This is a genomic window from Paragemmobacter straminiformis (assembly GCF_014243445.1).
GTDB lineage: Bacteria > Pseudomonadota > Alphaproteobacteria > Rhodobacterales > Rhodobacteraceae > Paragemmobacter > Paragemmobacter straminiformis.
Map to the genome: position 1 here is coordinate 435,605 of NZ_JACLQD010000003.1, position 17,691 is coordinate 453,295.

General features: G+C 65.9%; 19 protein-coding genes. 3 read left to right on the forward strand and 16 right to left on the reverse strand.

What is annotated here, in order from left to right; genetic code table 11:
• Positions 1 to 181 precede the first annotated feature (181 nt).
• Positions 182 to 604 carry an alternative ribosome rescue aminoacyl-tRNA hydrolase ArfB gene (gene arfB / locus H7F16_RS12580; RefSeq protein ID WP_185797948.1) on the forward strand — a complete coding sequence of 141 codons (423 nt, stop codon included), beginning with the start codon at positions 182 to 184 and terminating at the stop codon, positions 602 to 604.
• Positions 605 to 779: 175 nt separating this feature from the next.
• Here the strand turns inward: arfB and pncB are convergent, their stop codons facing one another.
• The gene (gene pncB, locus H7F16_RS12585; RefSeq protein ID WP_185797949.1) at positions 780 to 2,069 is read right to left on the reverse strand and encodes a nicotinate phosphoribosyltransferase; all 1,290 of its coding nucleotides are present in this window, start codon (positions 2,067 to 2,069) and stop codon (positions 780 to 782) included.
• 1 nt (position 2,070) lies between these two features.
• Complete coding sequence (pncA, locus tag H7F16_RS12590; protein ID WP_185797950.1) at positions 2,071 to 2,679, reverse strand: bifunctional nicotinamidase/pyrazinamidase; 609 nt, start codon at positions 2,677 to 2,679, stop codon at positions 2,071 to 2,073.
• A gap of 114 nt (positions 2,680 to 2,793) precedes the next feature.
• On the opposite strand from pncA, the gene trhO reads away from it, so the two are divergent.
• Both trhO and H7F16_RS12600 read left to right on the forward strand, forming a co-directional pair.
• Complete coding sequence (gene trhO, locus H7F16_RS12595; protein ID WP_185797951.1) at positions 2,794 to 3,696, forward strand: oxygen-dependent tRNA uridine(34) hydroxylase TrhO; 903 nt, start codon at positions 2,794 to 2,796, stop codon at positions 3,694 to 3,696.
• 66 nt (positions 3,697 to 3,762) lie between these two features.
• Positions 3,763 to 4,869 carry an MFS transporter gene (locus H7F16_RS12600; RefSeq protein WP_185797952.1) on the forward strand — a complete coding sequence of 369 codons (1,107 nt, stop codon included), beginning with the start codon at positions 3,763 to 3,765 and terminating at the stop codon, positions 4,867 to 4,869.
• Here the strand turns inward: H7F16_RS12600 and H7F16_RS12605 are convergent.
• The 14 genes from H7F16_RS12605 to trpS all read right to left on the reverse strand — a co-directional run bounded on the left by H7F16_RS12605 (position 4,866) and on the right by trpS (position 17,685).
• Positions 4,866 to 5,627, reverse strand: a complete 762-nt coding sequence (locus H7F16_RS12605; RefSeq protein ID WP_185797953.1) for a TIGR02186 family protein — start codon at positions 5,625 to 5,627, stop codon at positions 4,866 to 4,868. The two genes, H7F16_RS12600 and H7F16_RS12605, sit on opposite strands and share 4 nt — an antisense overlap.
• On the reverse strand, positions 5,624 to 6,541 hold the full coding sequence (locus tag H7F16_RS12610; RefSeq protein ID WP_185797954.1) for a sulfite exporter TauE/SafE family protein: 918 nt from the start codon (positions 6,539 to 6,541) through the stop codon (positions 5,624 to 5,626). The genes H7F16_RS12605 and H7F16_RS12610 overlap by 4 nt, the downstream gene beginning before the upstream one ends.
• A gap of 75 nt (positions 6,542 to 6,616) precedes the next feature.
• Positions 6,617 to 7,423 (reverse strand): purine-nucleoside phosphorylase, encoded by an 807-nt coding sequence (locus H7F16_RS12615; protein ID WP_185797955.1) that lies wholly within the window; start codon positions 7,421 to 7,423, stop codon positions 6,617 to 6,619.
• A complete protein-coding gene (locus tag H7F16_RS12620) occupies positions 7,407 to 8,375 on the reverse strand; it encodes an ABC transporter permease (RefSeq protein ID WP_185797956.1) in 969 nt (322 codons plus the stop codon). The genes H7F16_RS12615 and H7F16_RS12620 overlap by 17 nt, the downstream gene beginning before the upstream one ends.
• On the reverse strand, positions 8,375 to 9,469 hold the full coding sequence (locus H7F16_RS12625; protein ID WP_185797957.1) for an ABC transporter permease: 1,095 nt from the start codon (positions 9,467 to 9,469) through the stop codon (positions 8,375 to 8,377). The genes H7F16_RS12620 and H7F16_RS12625 overlap by 1 nt, the downstream gene beginning before the upstream one ends.
• Positions 9,469 to 11,040: an ABC transporter ATP-binding protein gene (locus H7F16_RS12630; protein ID WP_185797958.1), complete on the reverse strand. Its 1,572-nt coding sequence runs from the start codon at positions 11,038 to 11,040 to the stop codon at positions 9,469 to 9,471. Before H7F16_RS12630 ends, H7F16_RS12625 begins: the two co-directional genes overlap by 1 nt.
• Positions 11,040 to 12,035 carry a BMP family lipoprotein gene (locus H7F16_RS12635; RefSeq protein ID WP_185797959.1) on the reverse strand — a complete coding sequence of 332 codons (996 nt, stop codon included), beginning with the start codon at positions 12,033 to 12,035 and terminating at the stop codon, positions 11,040 to 11,042. The genes H7F16_RS12630 and H7F16_RS12635 overlap by 1 nt, the downstream gene beginning before the upstream one ends.
• 182 nt (positions 12,036 to 12,217) lie before the next feature.
• A complete protein-coding gene (locus H7F16_RS12640) occupies positions 12,218 to 12,628 on the reverse strand; it encodes a GNAT family N-acetyltransferase (RefSeq protein WP_185797960.1) in 411 nt (136 codons plus the stop codon).
• Positions 12,629 to 12,638: 10 nt separating this feature from the next.
• A complete protein-coding gene (tsaB, locus tag H7F16_RS12645) occupies positions 12,639 to 13,286 on the reverse strand; it encodes a tRNA (adenosine(37)-N6)-threonylcarbamoyltransferase complex dimerization subunit type 1 TsaB (protein ID WP_185797961.1) in 648 nt (215 codons plus the stop codon).
• 10 nt (positions 13,287 to 13,296) lie between these two features.
• Positions 13,297 to 13,857 carry a NifU family protein gene (locus H7F16_RS12650; protein WP_185797962.1) on the reverse strand — a complete coding sequence of 187 codons (561 nt, stop codon included), beginning with the start codon at positions 13,855 to 13,857 and terminating at the stop codon, positions 13,297 to 13,299.
• A gap of 186 nt (positions 13,858 to 14,043) precedes the next feature.
• Complete coding sequence (locus tag H7F16_RS12655) at positions 14,044 to 14,499, reverse strand: universal stress protein (RefSeq protein WP_185797963.1); 456 nt, start codon at positions 14,497 to 14,499, stop codon at positions 14,044 to 14,046.
• 62 nt (positions 14,500 to 14,561) lie between these two features.
• A complete protein-coding gene (locus tag H7F16_RS12660; RefSeq protein ID WP_185797964.1) occupies positions 14,562 to 15,428 on the reverse strand; it encodes a branched-chain amino acid aminotransferase in 867 nt (288 codons plus the stop codon).
• Between the two features lie 157 nt (positions 15,429 to 15,585).
• Positions 15,586 to 16,653, reverse strand: a complete 1,068-nt coding sequence (locus tag H7F16_RS12665) for a hypothetical protein (protein ID WP_185797965.1) — start codon at positions 16,651 to 16,653, stop codon at positions 15,586 to 15,588.
• Positions 16,654 to 16,656: 3 nt separating this feature from the next.
• On the reverse strand, positions 16,657 to 17,685 hold the full coding sequence (gene trpS / locus H7F16_RS12670; protein ID WP_185797966.1) for a tryptophan--tRNA ligase: 1,029 nt from the start codon (positions 17,683 to 17,685) through the stop codon (positions 16,657 to 16,659).
• Positions 17,686 to 17,691: the final 6 nt, after the last annotated feature.

Below are 17,691 nucleotides of genomic sequence, written 5' to 3' on the forward strand. Positions count from 1 at the left end.
AAGGGCAGCCCCTTGGACAAACAGACAACCGATTGGGCTTGAAACCTAACTGGCCCATCTCCTTGGATCTCGGAAAGGGTCGCCTGTGTCGGGCGACCCTTTCTCCATTTTCGGGCCTTGGTCCGGGCATCTGCGGGCCGGATATTTTGCAAAACACGGGATGGCGCGCTAGGTGTCGGGGATGCTGCGGATCAATGATACCCTTGTGCTGGCCGACTGGGAATTGAGCGAGAGTTTCTCGCGCTCGTCGGGGCCGGGTGGGCAGAATGTCAACAAGGTCGAGACGGCGGTGGAATTGCGCTTCGAGGCGGAACGCTCGCCGCATCTGCCGGCGTCGGTGAAGGCGCGGCTGAAGCGGATCGCGGGGCGGCGCTGGACGAACGAAGGGGCGATCGTGATCCGGGCCGAGGAGACGCGAAGCCAGATCCGCAACCGGGAACTGGCGCGGGAGCGCCTGGTCGAGATGATCCGCGAGGCGCTGGTGGCCCCCAAGCGGCGGGTGGCGACAAAGCCGACATGGGGCAGCCAGAAACGGCGGCTGGCGGCAAAGGCCGTGCGCGGCGAGGTCAAGGCCATGCGCGGGCGGGTCGAGGGCGAGGACTGAGGGCGGAGGCGATTTTTGACGCAAAAATCGCGGCAGAGTTTGACGCAAACTCTGGGTCAGGCCCTGATTTTTGGCGCAGCAACCGCGGCGTAGTTTGGCGCAAACTTTGGGGCCGCGACCGATTTCTGCGTCAGAAATCGACGCGAAAAATGCGTCATTTTTCGCGCCCTCGTGGTCAGACCGTCACCGCCAGCGCGGCCTGTTCGCCCACGCCGAAGACGCGTTTGTAGCGGGCGATCTCGTCCGCCGGACCCATCGCCTTGTTGGGATTGTCCGACAGTTTCACCGTGGGGCGGCCATTGGCCGAAACGGCCTTGCAGACAAGGCTGAAGGGGGCAAGGCGATCTTCGGCAAGACCCGTGAAATCGTTGGTCAGCAGCGTGCCCCAGCCGAACGAGACCTTTACGCGGCCGGCGAAACGGGCGTGGAGTTCGGCGATCTTGTCGACATCCAGCCCGTCGGAAAAGATCACCAGTTTCTTCGTCGGATCCTCGCCACGCGATTTCCACCAGCGGATGGCGGTTTCGGCGCCCGTGGCCGGATCGCCCGAGTCGATGCGGATGCCCGTCCATTTCGACAGCCAGTCGGGCGCGTTGCGCAGGAAGCCTTCGGTGCCATAGGTGTCGGGCAGGATCACGCGCAGGTTGCCGTCATGTTCCTCGTGCCAGTCGGCAAGCACCTGATAGGGGGCCTGGGCCAGTTCGGCATCGGTATTGGTCAGCGCGGAATAGACCATCGGCAATTCGTGGGCATTGGTGCCGATGGCTTCGATGTCGCGTTTCATGGCGATGCGGCAGTTGGAGGTGCCGGTGAATTTGTCGCCCAGACCTTCCTGCATCGCCTGAACGCACCAGTCCTGCCACAGAAAGGAATGGCGGCGGCGGGTTCCGAAATCGGCAATCCGCAGCCCGTCGATGTGGCGCAGACGCTCGATCTTTTCCCAAAGCCGCGACATGGCGCGGGCGTAGAGGATTTGCAGCTCGAATTTGCCCATGCCTTTCAGCACGGCGCGCGAGCGCAGTTCCATCAGCACGGCAAGGGCGGGAATCTCCCAGAGCATCACCTCGGGCCATTTGCCCTCAAACGTCAGTTCGTATTGGCCATCATGCTTTTCGAGGTGATAGGGCGGCAGGCGAAGGGCTTCGAACCATTCCATGAAATCGGGACGGAACATCTGGCGCTTGCCGTAAAAGGTGTTGCCGCGCAGCCATGTGGATTCACCGCGCGACAGCGACAGGGACCGCACGTGATCGAGTTGCTCGCGCAGTTCCCCTTCGTCGATCAGGTCGGCGAGGCGGATGGATTTGCTGCGGTTGATCAGGCTGAAGGTGACATTCGTGTCCGGCTTGTTGCGGAAGATCGATTGGCACATCAGCAGTTTGTAAAAGTCGGTGTCGATCAGCGACCGGACGATCGGGTCGATCTTCCAGTTGTGGTTGTGGACCCGTGTGGCGATATCGACCATGTCAGTTTCCAAGGGTGACGCCGGCGGCGTGCAGTTTCGCGGTGGCCTCGGCCAGCGAGCCGTTCAGGTCGATTGCCCGGCAGGCACCGGAAAGCACGGTTGCCGCAAAGCCGAGTTTGGCCGCATCGAGCGCGGAATAGGCAACGCAGTAATCGGTGGCAAGGCCGACGAAGGTGACCGACGTGACCCCCCGCGCGCGCAGATAGCCGTCAAGCCCGGTCGGCGTGCTGTGGTCGTTCTCGAAGAAGGCGGAATAGCTGTCGATGGCGGGGCGGAAGCCTTTGCGGATCACCAGTTGCGCGGGGTCGGTGCGCAAGGCGGGGTGAAAGGCTGCGCCGCTGCTTCCGATCACGCAATGGGTGGGCCAAAGGACCTGCGGGCCATAGGGCATTTCGGTCATCGAGAAGGGGGCGGCACCCGCATGGTTGGCGGCGAAACTGGCGTGGTTGGCGGGGTGCCAGTCTTGCGTCAGGACCACGGTGGCGAAATCGTCCATCAGGCTGTTGATGCGGGGGATGATCGCGTCACCCTCGGCCACGGCCAAGGCCCCGCCGGGGCAGAAATCGTTCTGCACGTCGATCACGATGAGAGCGTCGGTCGCGGGGCGCATGGCGTGCCTGTCCTTGGTGCGGTTGGTCTTGGGTAGGAAACACCTGCGCCCGCGTCAATGCTTCGCGGGGTGCGAGGCTTGATCTTGGGGGCCAACGGGTGCATTTCCGCCCCTATGATCACCGTTGCCGCGCTTTATCACTTTGCCCGTTTTCCCGACCCCGCCGCCTTGCGCGGGCCGCTTTTGGCGCTGTGTCTGGCGCAGGGGGTGAAAGGGTCGCTGTTGCTGGCTGCGGAAGGGATCAACGGCACCATTGCCGGAAGCCGTGCGGGCATCGATGCCGTGCTGGCCCATGTGCGCGCGCTGCCGGGCTGCGCGGGGCTTGAGTGGAAAGAGGCCACGGCGGCAGAGATGCCCTTTGGCCGTATGAAAGTGCGGCTGAAACGCGAGATCGTGACGATGGGCCAGCCGGATGTGGACCCCCGCGCTGCCGTGGGCCATTACGTCCAGCCCGCCGAGTGGAACGCGCTGATCACCGCACCGGATGTCGCCGTGATCGACACGCGCAACGATTACGAGGTTGCCATCGGCACGTTCGAGGGCGCGGTGGACCCCAAGACCCGCAGCTTCGGCGAGTTTCCCGCCTGGTGGGAGGCCAACCGCGAGCGGTTCCACAACAAGCGCATCGCCATGTTCTGCACGGGCGGAATCCGTTGCGAGAAATCGACCAACTATCTGCTGCAACAGGGCGTGACCGAGGTGTTCCACCTGAAGGGCGGGATTCTGAAATATCTGGAAGAGGTGCCGCAGGAGCAGTCGCTTTGGCAGGGGGAATGTTTCGTGTTCGACGGGCGGGTATCGGTCGGGCATGGTTTGGTGGCGGGGCAGAATTCGTCCTGCGGTGCCTGCCGCCGGCCCGTGACGCCCGAGGGGCGCGCGCATCCGGCCTATGAGGAGGGCGTGTGTTGCGCCGCCTGCGCCGGGGAATATTCCGAAGCCGACCGCGCGCGTTTTCGCGAAAGGCAAAGGCAGATGGAACTGGCGGCAAAGCGGGGCGAGCGCCATCTGGGGGCCTGAGGCCGCTGTCAGGTTGACAGCGCGGAGCGGGCGGGGGACACCCTGTCGCAGTTTCAGGAGAGAGCCTTGGCCCAGTTGATCCGCACCCATGCCGCGCTGCTGTTTTCCGGTATCGTCACCTTTATGCTGATGGGGGCGGGGCAGGCGCTTTACGGGCCTGCCGTGCCCGCATTTGCGCGCGATTTCGGGCTGACGCTGGCCGATGCCGGATGGCTGGTTTCGGCGCTGTGGTGCGGGTCTGCGACGGGGGTGGCCATCATGTTCTGGCGCGGGCCACTGGTGACGCCGCGCCATGCGCTGGCGGTGCTGGCGCTGGGGGCGGGTGGCATTGCGGCGGGTTTCGGCTGGTGGGGGACGGTGGTGTCCTCGGTCGTGTTCGGCACGGGTTACGGGCTTTCGACCGTGGTGTTCAATCCGCGGGTCTTGCGGGCCTTCGGGGCCAAGGGTCCGTCGATGGTGGGTTTGCTGAATGCCACCTTTGCCGCCGGAGCGATTGCCATGCCGCTGATCTTTGTGGCGATGGGGTCCGATCCGCAAAAGGGCTTCGGGCTGATCGCGGCGGTCTGTGCGGTGACGTGGCTGTTCGCCGGGTCGTCGGGGCGGGTGGAAGAGGTGGCCGGGGCGACCGAACCCTATCGTTTCCGCCCGCTGATCCTGTGCTTTGCCATCATGGGCATCGCGACCGAGGCCTGTCTGATCGGGCTTGGCCCCACGGCGCTGATCACGGCGGGGGCCGAGGAAAAGCTGGCGGCCGAGGCGCTTTCGGGGTTTTTCGTGGCCTTTCTGGTCGCGCGGTCGTCGCTGGTGTTTCTGGCGCACCGCTTCGATGCCTTTGCGCTATACGTCGCGGCCATGACGGTGGCAGGCGTGGCCGCGCTGCTGGCGGTCGGGCTGCCGCCGGTGCCGCTGTTCGTGGTGATCGGCGGGGCGGCGGGGCTGTTCTTTCCGAATTGCTACGTGGCCGCCTGTCGCCAGATGGGCACCGACCCGCGCGTGACGCCGACGATCATCGCGGCGGGCCTTGTCGGCGGGATATCCGCGCCGGTGATCCTGGGGCAGGTTTTGGGCGGGATGGGCGAACGCGGTTTCTTCCAGATCGTCGCCTGCGCCTGCCTGCTGACCGCGCTTGCGGGGTTCGCGGTCCGGCGGCGGATGGCAGCGCCCGGGCGCTAGCGTCGCAGCATCGTGAAGGCTGCCGATGCGCCCCAGCCCGCCAGCCCCGCCAGAGCCAGCGACAAGAGGCCGTAAAGCAGCGGCATCTGGTGGGCGAGGTTGTTCAGGAACCGCTCGAGCCCCTCTTTGCGCACGCCTACGACACGTTCCTGACTGTCGATCACCTTGCCGTCGCGGGTCAGCATGATGCGGACCTTGTATTCGCCCTCGGTCAGGTTGGCGGGCAAAAGCACATCGGCGCGGAACAGCGTGTCCTCGACGAATTCGACGGTGCCCTGTTGCAGGCGGAAACGGTCCTCGTCGAAGCGGATCCGCATCAGGGCGTCAACAAAGCCCGCAGGATCGGCCGCTTCGGATGTCAGGCCGATGGCGCGGATGGCGCGGGCCGGCGAGACGCGATAGCGCAGGTCTTCGGTATCGGACAGGATCCGGTCGAGGGGGCCGGTCGTCGCCACGGCGTAGAAACTGGGGGCGGCGTCGATGTGGACGGCCTCGGTGTTGATCCAGATGCCGGCGCGGCGCTCTTTCTTGCGGATGGTCAGGGTGGTGGCGGGGCCTTCGACGGTGACGATTACCTCCATCGGCCCTTGCGGTGCGGGGGCGTCGCGTTTCACCGCGCCGTAGATCAGGATCTCGGTCCCGTCGAAATCGGCGGTGATGCTGACGCGGTTCTGGGACAGGCCCGCGACGATGGCTTCGGGCGCGGCGAGGGCCGGTGCCGAGAGGCACAGCAGAAGGGCCAGCGCCAGACGGATCATGGCAGCATCCCCGGCATGACGCTGTAAAGCTCGGTCGGGCGCAAGAGAAGGTCGAGCGCGATCTTGAACGAGACGGTCAGGACGAGCAGCGCCAGCAGGATGCGGAGTTGTTCGGCCTTGAGCCGGACGCCGACGCGCGCGCCGATCTGCGCGCCGATCACGCCGCCGATGATGAGAAGGAAGGCCAGAAGGATATCGACCGTCTGGCTGGTGACGGCGTGGGCCAGCGTGGTGAAGGCGGTCACGAAGATGATCTGGAAAAGCGAGGTGCCGACGACGACCTTGGTCGGCATGCCGAGCAGGTAGATCATGGCCGGAACCATGATGAAGCCGCCGCCCACGCCCATGATCGCGGCCAGAAAACCGACGATGGCACCGACGGCCAGCGGGGGCAGCACGCTGATATAAAGGCCCGAGGCGCGGAACTTGATCTTCAGCGGCAGGCCGTGAACCCATGTATGCACATGCGAGCGGCGCACCGGCGCACCGGATTTGCTGCGGAACCACGCGCGAAGGCTTTCTTGCAGCATCATCGCGCCGATCAGGCCCAGAAACAGCACGTAGGACAGCTGGACGAAAAGGTCGATCTGTCCGAGCGAGGTCATCAGGCGGAACACCCAGACCCCGATTGCCGAGCCGATGAAACCGCCGACCGTCAGGATCGCGCCCATGCGCACATCGACAGCCTTGCGGCGGAATTGCGCCAGCACACCCGAGACCGAGGACGCCACGACCTGATTGGCCCCCGTCGCCACAGCGACCGCAGGGGGGACGCCGATGAAGAACAGCAGGGGGGTGATCAGGAAGCCGCCGCCGACGCCGAACATGCCCGACAGAAAGCCCACGATTCCGCCAAGCCCGAGGATCAGGAAGGCGTTGACCGAGACCTCGGCAATGGGAAGGTAAAGCTGCATGGGCTGCCGGGGGGAAGAGCGTGTGTTAGCCAAGGGTTGCGCCCCTGTGGCCGCGAAGTCAAACGCTTGCCGCCCTCATCGGAGGTTGGAGAGATAATGCCTTAACACCCGTTCCAGTTTTGCCGCACCAAGCGGGGCCATCGCCTTGGTGTGTTCGTGGCTGATCTTCTCGTCCGACAGGCCCGCCGCCATGTTGGTGATGGTGGAAATGGCCGCGACCGACAGGCCGAGGAAACGGGCAAGGATGACTTCGGGCACGGTGGACATGCCGACGGCATCGCCGCCAAGCGTGCGGATGGCGCGGATTTCGGCGGGGGTTTCAAAGGAGGGGCCGGAATACCACGCATAGACGCCCTGCGGCAGCGCCACGCCCACGGCCGAGGCCGAGGCGGCAAGGGCTGTGCGGATGGCGGGGTCATGCGCGTCGCCCATCGGCACGAAGCGGGCATCGGTCGGCTCGCCGATCAGCGGGTTCAGGCCGGAGAAGTTGATGTGGTCCGACAGCATCATCAGATCGCCGGGGCGGATGTCGGGGCGCAGGCTGCCTGCGGCGTTGGTGACGATAAGGCTATAGGCCCCGAGGGCGCGCAGCACCTCGAGCGGAAGGCGCATCGCGGCGGGATTGCCCTTTTCGTAGTAGTGTTCGCGCGCCCCGAAGACGGCCACGCGCACGCCTTCGAGCGTGCCGATCACAAGGTTGGGGTTGTGGCCCGAGACGCTGGCATGGGGAAAGCCCGGCAGGTCGGCGTAAGGGATCGCCACGCCGTCGACCGCGCCCGCCAGATGGCCGAGGCCGGAGCCGAGGATCAGGCCAAGCCGCACGGGGGCGTCGCCCGCACGCGCGCGGATGAGTTGGGCGAGGTCGTCAGCGTTCTTTGACATAGGGCTCGCCTCCGGCGCGGGGGGGGATGGCTTTGCCGACGAAGCCCGCAAGGACAAGGACCGTCAGGATGTAGGGCAGCGCGTCGAGGAAGGGGACGGGGATCTTTACCTGCACGACGGCGGTGACGACATCGGGGCGCAGGGCAAGGGCCTGGAAGAAACCGAAGAGCATGCAGGCCCCCAGCGCCTGCCAGGGCCGCCACTTGGCGAAGATGAGCGCGGCAAGGGCGATATAGCCGCGCCCTGCCGTCATCTCGCGCCCGAAGCCCGCTTGCAGGGCGGTGGCCATATAGGCCCCCGCAAGGCCGCAGAGAAGGCCGGTGATGCCCACGGCAGCAAAGCGCAACCCCTTGACCGAGACGCCCGCCGTATCGACGGCGGCCGGGTTCTCGCCCACGGCGCGCAGGCGCAGGCCGAAGCGGGTGCGATAAAGGACCCACCATGTCAGCGGCACGCACAGGATGGCGACATAGACCAGCAGCGCGTGGCCCGAGATCACATCGGCATAGAGCGGGCCGAGGACCGGGACGGGGCGCAGGGTTTCCGCGAAGGGCAGGGTGATTTCGTTGAAGCGGGCGGCCCCGTCGAGCGGCGGGGTGCGCCCGCCCTGTCCGAACAGGCGCTGCGCGACGAGAACGGTGATGCCGCTGGCAAGGAAGTTCAGCGCCACGCCCGAGATGAGCTGGTTGCCGCGGAAGGTGATCGAGGCCACGCCGTGCAGGCCCGCGAACACCAGCGACCCCGCGAGACCCGCCAGAAGGCCAAGCCAGACCGATCCCGTCAGAAAGGCCACCGCGCCCGAACACATCGCGGCCATGAGCATCTTGCCCTCGAGCCCGATGTCGAAGATGCCCGCGCGTTCCGAGAACAGCCCCGCAAGGCAGGCAAAGAGGAGCGGCGTGCCGAGGCGCAGCGTCGAGTCGAGGATTTGCAGGAGGGTTCCGTAATCCATCATGCCACCTGCCGCTTGCGACCGAAGGAGAAGAGCCAGACGAGCAGCATCCGCACCATCACGTCGAGCGCCCCGGTGAACAGGATCACAAGGCCCTGCACGACGATGCGCAGTTCGATGGGGATGGCGGTCCAGAGGCCGAGTTCCGCCCCGCCCTGATAGAGGAACCCGAAAAGGACCGCCGCCAGCACCACGCCGACGGGGTGGTTGCGCCCCATGAGCGCGACCGCGATGCCGATGAAGCCCGCGCCTTCGGACGAGTTTTGCAGCAGGCGTTCGGCCTCGCCCATCACGTTGTTGACGGACATGAGGCCGGCGAGTGCCCCGGAAATGGTCATCGAGATCATGATCATCTTGGCGGGGTTGATCCCGGCGTAGCGGGCGGCGGGTTCGGATTTCCCGAAAGCGCGCAGCTGGTAGCCAAGGCGGGTGCGCCACAGGATCAGCCAGACGGCCCATGCGGCAGCAAGGGCGATGAACAGGGTGACGTTGGCGGGCACTTCCTTTTGGAAAAACAGATCGAAGCCCGGAATCTGGTTCAGCGTGGGCAGCGAGACGGTTTTCGGGAAACGTGCGGTCGCGGGGTCCATCTGGCCCGCAGGGCGCAGCACGTCGACGAGCAGATAGACGATGAGCGCCGCTGCGATGTAGTTGAACATGATCGTCGTGATGACGATATGGCTGCCGCGTCTGGCGGCCAGATAGGCCGGCACCGCCGCCCAGACCGCGCCGAAGGCCGCAGCCGAAAGCGAGGCCGCGAGCAGCGCCACCGACCAGTGCGGCCACGGGATCAGCAGACAGGCGAGGGCCACGCCAAGCCCGCCAAGCTGCGCCTGCCCTTCGCCGCCGATGTTGAACATGCCCGCGTGGAAGGCGATGGTCACGGCAAGGCCGGTGAAGATGAAGCTGGTGGTGTAGTAGAGCGTATAGCCCCAGCCATAGGCCGACATGAGCGAGCCTTCGACCATGACCTTCAGCGCCTCGGACGGGCTTTGCCCGATGGCCTTGATGACGATGGCCGAGATGGCGGCGGCGAAGATCAGGCTGACCAGCGGCACAAGCACCACATCGGCCCATTTGGGCAAACGGTCCATCAGGGGGTCCCCTCGCTCACGCCCGCCATGAGCAGGCCGAGTTCGCGTTCATTGGTGGTTTCGGGGTCGCGGAAGCCCATGAGCTTCCCGTCGAACATCACGGCGATCCGGTCGGAGAGCGACATGATCTCGTCAAGCTCGACCGAGACGAGGAGGATGGCTTTGCCCGCGTCGCGCAGGGCCACGATCTGTTTGTGGATGAATTCGATGGCCCCGATATCCACGCCGCGCGTGGGCTGGCCGATCAGGAGCAGGTCGGGGTTGCGTTCGATTTCCCGCGCGACCACGATCTTTTGCTGGTTGCCGCCCGAGAAGGATTTGGCGGGAAGCGTGGGGATGGGCGGGCGGACGTCGAAGCGTTCCATCTTGGCCGCCGTGTCGGCGCGCAGGGCGTCGTTGTCCATCAGCAGCGCGTTTTTCTGGTATTCGGGCGCGTTGTGATAGCCGAAGGCCACGTTTTCCCACGCCTCGAAGTCCATGATGAGGCCAAGGTGCTGGCGGTCTTCGGGGACATGGGCGATGCCCGCCTCGCGCCGGGTCTGGCCGTTGGCGGTGGCACCCGTCAGGGGCAGGTCGGTGCCGTTCATCACGATGCGCCCCGTGGCTGCGGCAATGCCGCCCAAGGCTTCGAGCAGTTCGGACTGGCCGTTGCCCGCCACCCCCGCGATGCCGAGGATCTCGCCGGCGCGGATGTCGAAGCTGATGCCTTTCAGCCGCTCGACGCCATGTTCGTCGCGCACGTGCAGGTCCTGCACCGAAAGCACGGTCTTGCCGGGGTTCGGCGCGCCCTTGTCGACTTCGAGCAGCACCTTGCGGCCGACCATCAGCTCGGCGAGTTCTTCGGGGCTGGTCTCGGCGGTTTTCACCGTGCCGACCATCGTGCCGCGCCGCATCACGCTGACATGGTCGGTGATCTCCATGATCTCGCGTAGTTTGTGGGTGATCAGGATGATGGTTTTGCCCTGGTCCCGCAGGCCCGACAGGATGCGGAACAGGTGGTCGGCCTCGGCCGGGGTCAGAACGCCGGTGGGTTCGTCAAGGATCAGGATATCGGCCTGACGGTACAGCGCTTTGAGGATTTCGACGCGCTGCTGGTGGCCGACCGACAGGTCCTCGATCAGGGCGTCGGGGTCGACGTCGAGTTCGTATTCGCGGCTCAGGTCCGACAGGACGCGGCGGGCCTTGGCCAGCGAACGGGCGAGCATCGCGCCCTCTTCTGCGCCGAGGATGACGTTTTCGAGGACGGTGAAATTCTGCACCAGCTTGAAATGCTGGAACACCATGCCGATGCCCGCGCGGATGGCGCTTTGGCTGTCGGGAATGGCGGTGGGGGTGCCGTTGATCAGGATTTCACCCGAATCCGCACGGTAGAAGCCGTAAAGGATCGACATCAGCGTCGATTTGCCCGCGCCGTTCTCGCCGATGATGCCGTGGATCGTGCCACGCGGGACGGCGATGGAGATATCCTTGTTGGCCTGCACCGGACCGAAGGCTTTGGAAATGCCCTTCAGTTCGATGGCAAAGGGGGCGGCAGTTGCCTGCCGCCCCGAAGTGTTCGCGCCTGATGGCATCAGAAGGTCGCCGCCGGGCAGGTGTTGTCGGACATGTAGTCGTGAACCACCAGTTCGCCCGACTTGATCTTTTCGGCGGCGGCATCGACCGCTGCCTTCATTTCCGGCGTCACGAGGGATGCGTTGTTCTCGTCCATCGCGTAATCCACGCCGCCCGCCTTGAGGTCGAGCACGTTGATGCCGGGGGTGAGTTTGTCGCCTTCGGTAAAGGCGTTGTAGACCGCGACATCGACGCGCTTCATCATCGAGGTCAGGATCTTGCCGGGGTGCATGCCGTTCTGGTTGCTGTCGACGCCGATGCCGAGGATGCCTTCATCGGCAGCCGCCTGCAACACGCCGACGCCGGTGCCGCCCGCTGCCGCATAGATCACGTCAGCGCCCTGGGCTTTCTGGCCCTTGGCAAGTTCGGCGCCCTTGACCGGATCGTTCCATGCGGCCGGGGTGGTGCCGGTCATGTTCAGCACGATCTTGGCATCGGGGTTGGCGGCGATGACGCCCTGCGCATAGCCGCAGCCGAAGCGGCGGATGAGCGGGATGTCCATGCCGCCGATGAAGCCGACGGTGCCGGTTTTCGAGGCAAGGCCGGCCATCATGCCGACGAGGTAGCTGCCCTGATCTTCCGTAAAGACGACCGATTTCACGTTGGGCTGTTCCACGACCATGTCGATGATCGCGAATTTGGTGTCGGGGAAGTCGGGGGCCACGGTGTTGAGCGCGTCACCGAAGGCAAAGCCGGTCATGACGATGGGGTTGGCACCCGATTCAGCCAGACGGCGCAGGGCCTGCTCGCGCTGGGCTTCGGACTGCATTTCCAGCTCTTTGTAGGTGCCGCCGGTTTCCTTGGCCCATTTCTCGGCGCCGTTGAAGGCGGCCTCGTTGAAGGATTTGTCGAACTTGCCGCCGAGGTCGTAGATGATCGCCGGATCGGCGGCGGCAATGCCTGCGGTCAGCGCCAGCGTGGCCGCTGCGCCGAGAAGCGTTTTCATCAGGGTCATGGGTTTCTCCCGGTCAAAATCGTTGGGTCTTGTTTCTTGTCCCGCCCGTTTCGCATCAGGGCGGTTCGTGGGCAATTTAGGGCGGATTCGTGCGAAGGGGTCAACACCTCTTTGCGAGCGGATGACGCAGAATTAACGAGGTTTGATCAAATCTTTGGCGCGGCTTGCGGGGATCGACGCCGTCAGGGCGTGCAGGTCATCACGATGGCGTCGATGGGGCGCCCTTCGGGGCTGCGGTAATAGCCGCGGCGCGTGCCGGATTCGGTGAAGCCCGCGGCGGCATAGATGTGGCGGGCAGGGGCGTTGTCGGCGGCGACCTCGAGAAAGGCCGAGGCCGCGCCACGCTGGCGCGCCTGTTCGAGAAACGCGGCGACAAGACGTTTGGCCGCCCCGCGCCCGCGCTGTTCGGGCGGGGTGGCGAGGGTGAGCAATTCGGCCTCGTCCACGATCACGCGGCCCAGAAGGAAGCTGTCGCCTTCGGTCAGCAGGAAGCTTTGCGGTTGCGACAGGAAGCCCGCGAATTCCGCCTCGGACCAGGGACGCGGGGTTGTGAAGGACAGCGCGTGCAGACGGGCAAGGGTGGCGGGGGTCATGGCGCGCGGGTCACGGCAAGATCACGGGCGGCGGGTCGGACGGGGGGGCGGCATCGGCGCCGCGCAGGTAAAAGGGCGCGGGACGCGGGGGGGTGGTGCCGATCTGGCCCATCCCGATCTGGCCCGGCCCGATCTGACCAGTCCCGATGCGGGCGGCGGCGATACGGGCGATGGCTTCGGCGATGGGGGCCGAGGGCAGGGCATCGGGCAGGGCGTTGCCCGCATGCGGGGCATCGAGCGCCAGCGCGTCGCGTTGCGTCAGGCAGGCCGCGCTATCGGTGATATCGAATCGCTGGGCATAGACCTCGCCGCGCCGCGCGTCCTCGACCACCCAGAGCGGGCGGGGCAGACCCTGTGCCAGAGCCTCGAGGCGGGTTACCCCGATGGCAGGACGGTCGAGCGACAGGGCAAGGCCACGGGCGGCCGCGACGGCGATGCGGACCCCGGTGAAGTTGCCGGGGCCGGTGCCGACGGCGATGGCGTCGAGGTCGGCCCATGTCAGGCCCGCTTCGGCCAGAAGTTCGGCCGCCAGCGGCAAAAGGCGTTCGGCCTGACCCTTTTCCATCGGCTCGTGGCGGCTGGCCACGACGGTATCGCCGCAAAGCACGGCGGCCGCGCAATGCGCGGCCGATGTGTCGAAAGCGAGGATCTTCGGCATCGCGGAAGGATCAGGCGGCGACGGGGCGCACTTCCAGCACTTCGGGGATGTAATGGCGCAAGAGGTTCTCGATCCCCATCTTGAGCGTCAGCGTCGAGGAGGGGCAACCCGCGCAGGCGCCCTGCATGTGCAGGTAGACCACGCCACGGTCGAAGCCGTGGAAGGTGATGTCGCCACCGTCCTGCGCCACGGCGGGGCGGACGCGGGTGTCGAGCAGTTCCTTGATCTGGCGGACGATGTCGCCATCCTCGCCGGTGTGTTCCTTGTGCCCGCCGCCGGTGCTTTCGCCGTCGATGGTGGCGGCGCCGGACTGGTAATGCTCCATGATCGCGCCAAGGATGGCGGGTTTGACATGGTCCCATTCTACGGCTTCAGCCTTGGTCACGGTGACGAAGTCGGCCCCGAAGAACACGCCCGACACGCCGCCCACGGCAAAGATGCGCCGCGCAAGGGGGGATTTGGCCGCAGCCTCGGCGCTGGGAAAATCGGCGGTGCCAAGGTCGAGCACGGTCTGGCCGGGCAGGAACTTCAGCGTCGCGGGGTTCGGCGTCGACTCGGTCTGGATGAACATGGGGCTTCTCCGACTATTCCAGTCGGATATGCGCCCGATGGGGCCTGCTGTCAAGTTTGGAACGGTTCTAAGCGCCTTTCCCCTGCCGAAGGCGGCGGGGGGCTGTCTGCCCCCCACGGCGCGTGCCGCGCCTCCCCCCGAGGATATTTCGGGCAAGAGGAAGCGGGGCGGCGGATCGGGCGCGGGTCAGGTGATGCTTTCCAGCCGTTCCTTGGACATGTCGCCCGGGACGATGGTGATCGGGATCGGCAGATTGCCCGAGTTGCGGGTCATGGCGGTGACAAGCGGTCCGGGGCCGGATTTCTCGGTGCCCGCGCCAAGGACAAGGACGCCGACCTGCGGGTCGTCGTTCACCTGCGCGAGGATTTCGGTGACGGGGTCGCCCTCGCGGATGATGAGTTCGGGGTTCACGCCCTGCTTGTCGCGCATCCATTTGGCGAAAACCTCGAAATGCGCCTCGATCCGTTCGCGGGCTTCGGCGCGCATCAGGTCGGCGACGCCGAGCCAGTGCTGGTATTCCTCTGGCGGGATGATGGACAGGATCTGCACCCCGCCCCCCGTATGTGCCGCCCTGAGCGCGGCAAAGCGCATCGCGTTCAGGCATTCGCGCGTATCGTCGAGTACGACGAGAAACTTCCGCATATCACTCTCCCCAAGCGGCGGCGATCATGCCGCTCCGGGGCGGCAGGCGCAAGGCTTTGTGGTCAGAGCGGCTGGCTGGCCGCCCAGTCCCAGTACAGGACGCGGGCGCGGTCGGTCATGGCGCGGCTGCGGAATTCCGTGCCGTCGAAGGCGCGGACCGAGGTGACCTTGGCGAAATTGCCGGACAGGAAGATTTCGTCGGCGGCATGGGCGTCGTCGAAGGTCAGCACCTTTTCCACCACGGTCACGCCATCGGCGCGCAGGTTGGCGATGTGGCGCGCACGGGTGATGCCTGCAAGGAAGGTGCCGTTGGGGACGGGGGTAAAGACCGTGCCGTCCTTGACAAGAAAGACGTTCGCCGTGGCGCTTTCAGCAAGGTTGCCAAGCGCATCGGCCACCAGAGCATTGCCGAAACCCTTGGACTGCGCCTCGACCAGCATCCTTGCGTTGTTGGGGTAAAGGCAACCTGCCTTGGCGTTGCAGACCGAATCTTCCAGCACGGGGCGGCGGAAGCGGGTGCGGGTCACGCGCGTCTGGAACTCGGCGGGCGGCATGGCGACCTGTTCGAGGCTGATGGCAAAGCCCGTGGCGCCGGGGGCGGGGGCGATGCCGAGGTCTGATCCGTGCAATGCCCAATACATCGGGCGGATATAGACGGCGGCACCTGCGTCATAGCCTTTCAGCCCGTCGCGGATGATCCCCTCCATCGCGGCTGCGTCCATCGTGGGGGTGATCATCAGCGCCTCGGCACTGGCATTCACGCGGGCGCAATGCTGCGACAGGTCGGGCACCCGCCCGTCGAAAAGCCGCGCGCCGTCGAACACCGACGAACCCTGCCAGATGCCGTGATCGGCGGCCTTCATCACCGCAAGGTCGCCATCGTGCCAGCGCCCCTCGAACCATGTGCGGATATGGGTTCCGAATGCCATGTCGCCCTCCTGTGCCTCGGGCGCAGATAAGCACCGCCACCCGACAGGGTAAAGCCGCGCCTTGCGCTTCAGCCTTGCGAAAATACTCTCGGGGGGAGCGGCGCGCAGCGCTGCGGGGGGCGGACAGCCCCCCCGATTTTTCGCAGAAAAATCGTGGTCAGCCAGATGCGGCGCGGCGGAGGCGGCGGAAGGCCCAGCTTTGCAGGGCGTGGATCAGCAGCATCGCCCCCGAGAGGGCCATGCCGATGATGCCGCCGACCAGCGCCCATGCGGCACCCGTCGCGCGCAGCGTGGCACGCATGATCCTTGCCTTGCCCAGCACCTCGGCGCGGCCGACCATGCGCGGGCCTAGCGCCTCGGCGGCATTGCCGAGGCGGCGGGCATCGGTGGCGCTGTCCACCAGCGGCAAGAGGTGGAGCGCATCGGTCGTGCCGGTGGCGGCGCGGATGCGCTCTATCCCGCCAAGGGTGTCGGCCAGCGGGGCGAAAGCCTCCCAGCGCAGGGCGTTGTACAGGTCGTCGGCAGAGCGGGCCGAGGGCAGGGCATCCCATTTCACGCCGGATTTCACCGCCGTGCGGACCATGCCGGTCACGCCGTCCGAAAGCCGACCCATGCCGCGGGCCACCTTGGCCGCACCCGCGCCCGCCTTGAGGGTGGCCGAGGTGCCGCCCGAAACGAGGATGGTCGCCGTGGCCGCGAGGCCCGCGAGGGACAGGCCAAGGTCGATATCGTCGATATCGGCACCTGCCATGTAATTCGCGGCGGCGCGGCCCACGCCCGCAAGGTCGCCCACAAAGGTCAGGTCCACGGGGGCGCGGCAGATCAGCACCTTGGACAGCGAGCATTGGGTGATGTCCCAGATGCAGCGGGCACAGTCGCCGGCCTGTTTCATCAGGCTTTCGTCGGTCGCCAAGGCCGCATCATAGGCGGCTTGCGTGTCGGGGGCGAGCGGGATGCCGCGTTCGTCGGCCAGCGCCCTGATGGCTGCCAGCGCGGGCCAGTTGCGCGGGGTCTCGGACAGCCGTGCGAGGATCAGGGTTTCGATCCGCGCGGGCGTCGCCCCTAACAGCAACATCCGGTCGGTCGCGGCGACGATTTCCGCCGCCGTCGCCTCGCGCCACGGGGAAAGTTCGGGCGACAGGGCGATGCGGGCCGTGGTCAGCAGCGACAGCGCCACAGATGCGGCAAGGACCAGCGCCAGAAGCCGCCGGACCAGCCGCCGCATGGCCTAGCCCCGACGCGAGCGGATCATGCCCACGATGTCATAGACCTGATCGACGATCGGCCGCGCGATGGTGTCGGCGCGTTCCGCCCCCTCGCCCAGGATACGGTCGATTTCGGCGGTGTCCTGCATCAGGCGGTTCATTTCCAGCGTGATCGGTTCGAGCTTTGCCACGGCAAGATCGGCCAGCGCGGGCTTGAAGGTGCCGAATTGCGCGCCGGCATAGTCCTTGATGACCTGTTCGGCGGTGTGGCCGGCAAGGGCCGCGTAGATGTTGACAAGGTTCTTCGCCTCGGGCCGGTCCTTGAGGTCTGCCAGATTGTCGGGCAGGGGTTCGGGGTCGGTCTTGGCCTTGCGGATTTTTTTTGCGATGGTGTCGGCATCGTCGGTCAGGTTGATGCGCGACTGGTCCGAGGGGTCGGATTTCGACATCTTCTTGGTGCCGTCACGAAGCGACATGACGCGGGTCGCGGCGCCTTCGATCACGGGTTCGACCACGGGGAAGAAATCGACCTTGTAGTCGTTGTTGAACTTGATCGCGATGTCGCGGCAGAGTTCGAGGTGCTGTTTCTGGTCATCGCCCACGGGAACATGCGTGGCCTTGTAGGCAAGGATGTCGGCGGCCATGAGCGAGGGATAGGCGAAAAGGCCGAGCGAGACGTTTTCGGAATTCTTGCCCGCCTTGTCCTTGAACTGGGTCATGCGCGACATCCAGCCCATGCGGGCGATGCAGTTGAAGATCCAGCCAAGCTCGACATGCGCCGTGACCTGGGATTGGTTGAACAGGATCGAGCGTTTCGGGTCGATCCCCGCCGCGATGAAGGCGGCCGCCCCCTCGCGGGTTTGCTGGCGCAGCTTTTCGGGGTCTTGCCAGACGGTGATCGCGTGCATGTCGACCATGCAGTAGATCGTCTCGATGCCTTCGTCCTGCTTTTCCACGAAGCGTTTCAGCGCGCCGAGGTAATTGCCCAGCGTCAGCCCGCCCGAAGGCTGGATGCCCGAGAAGATGCGGGTCGGGAAGGCGGGTGCGGACATGTGAAC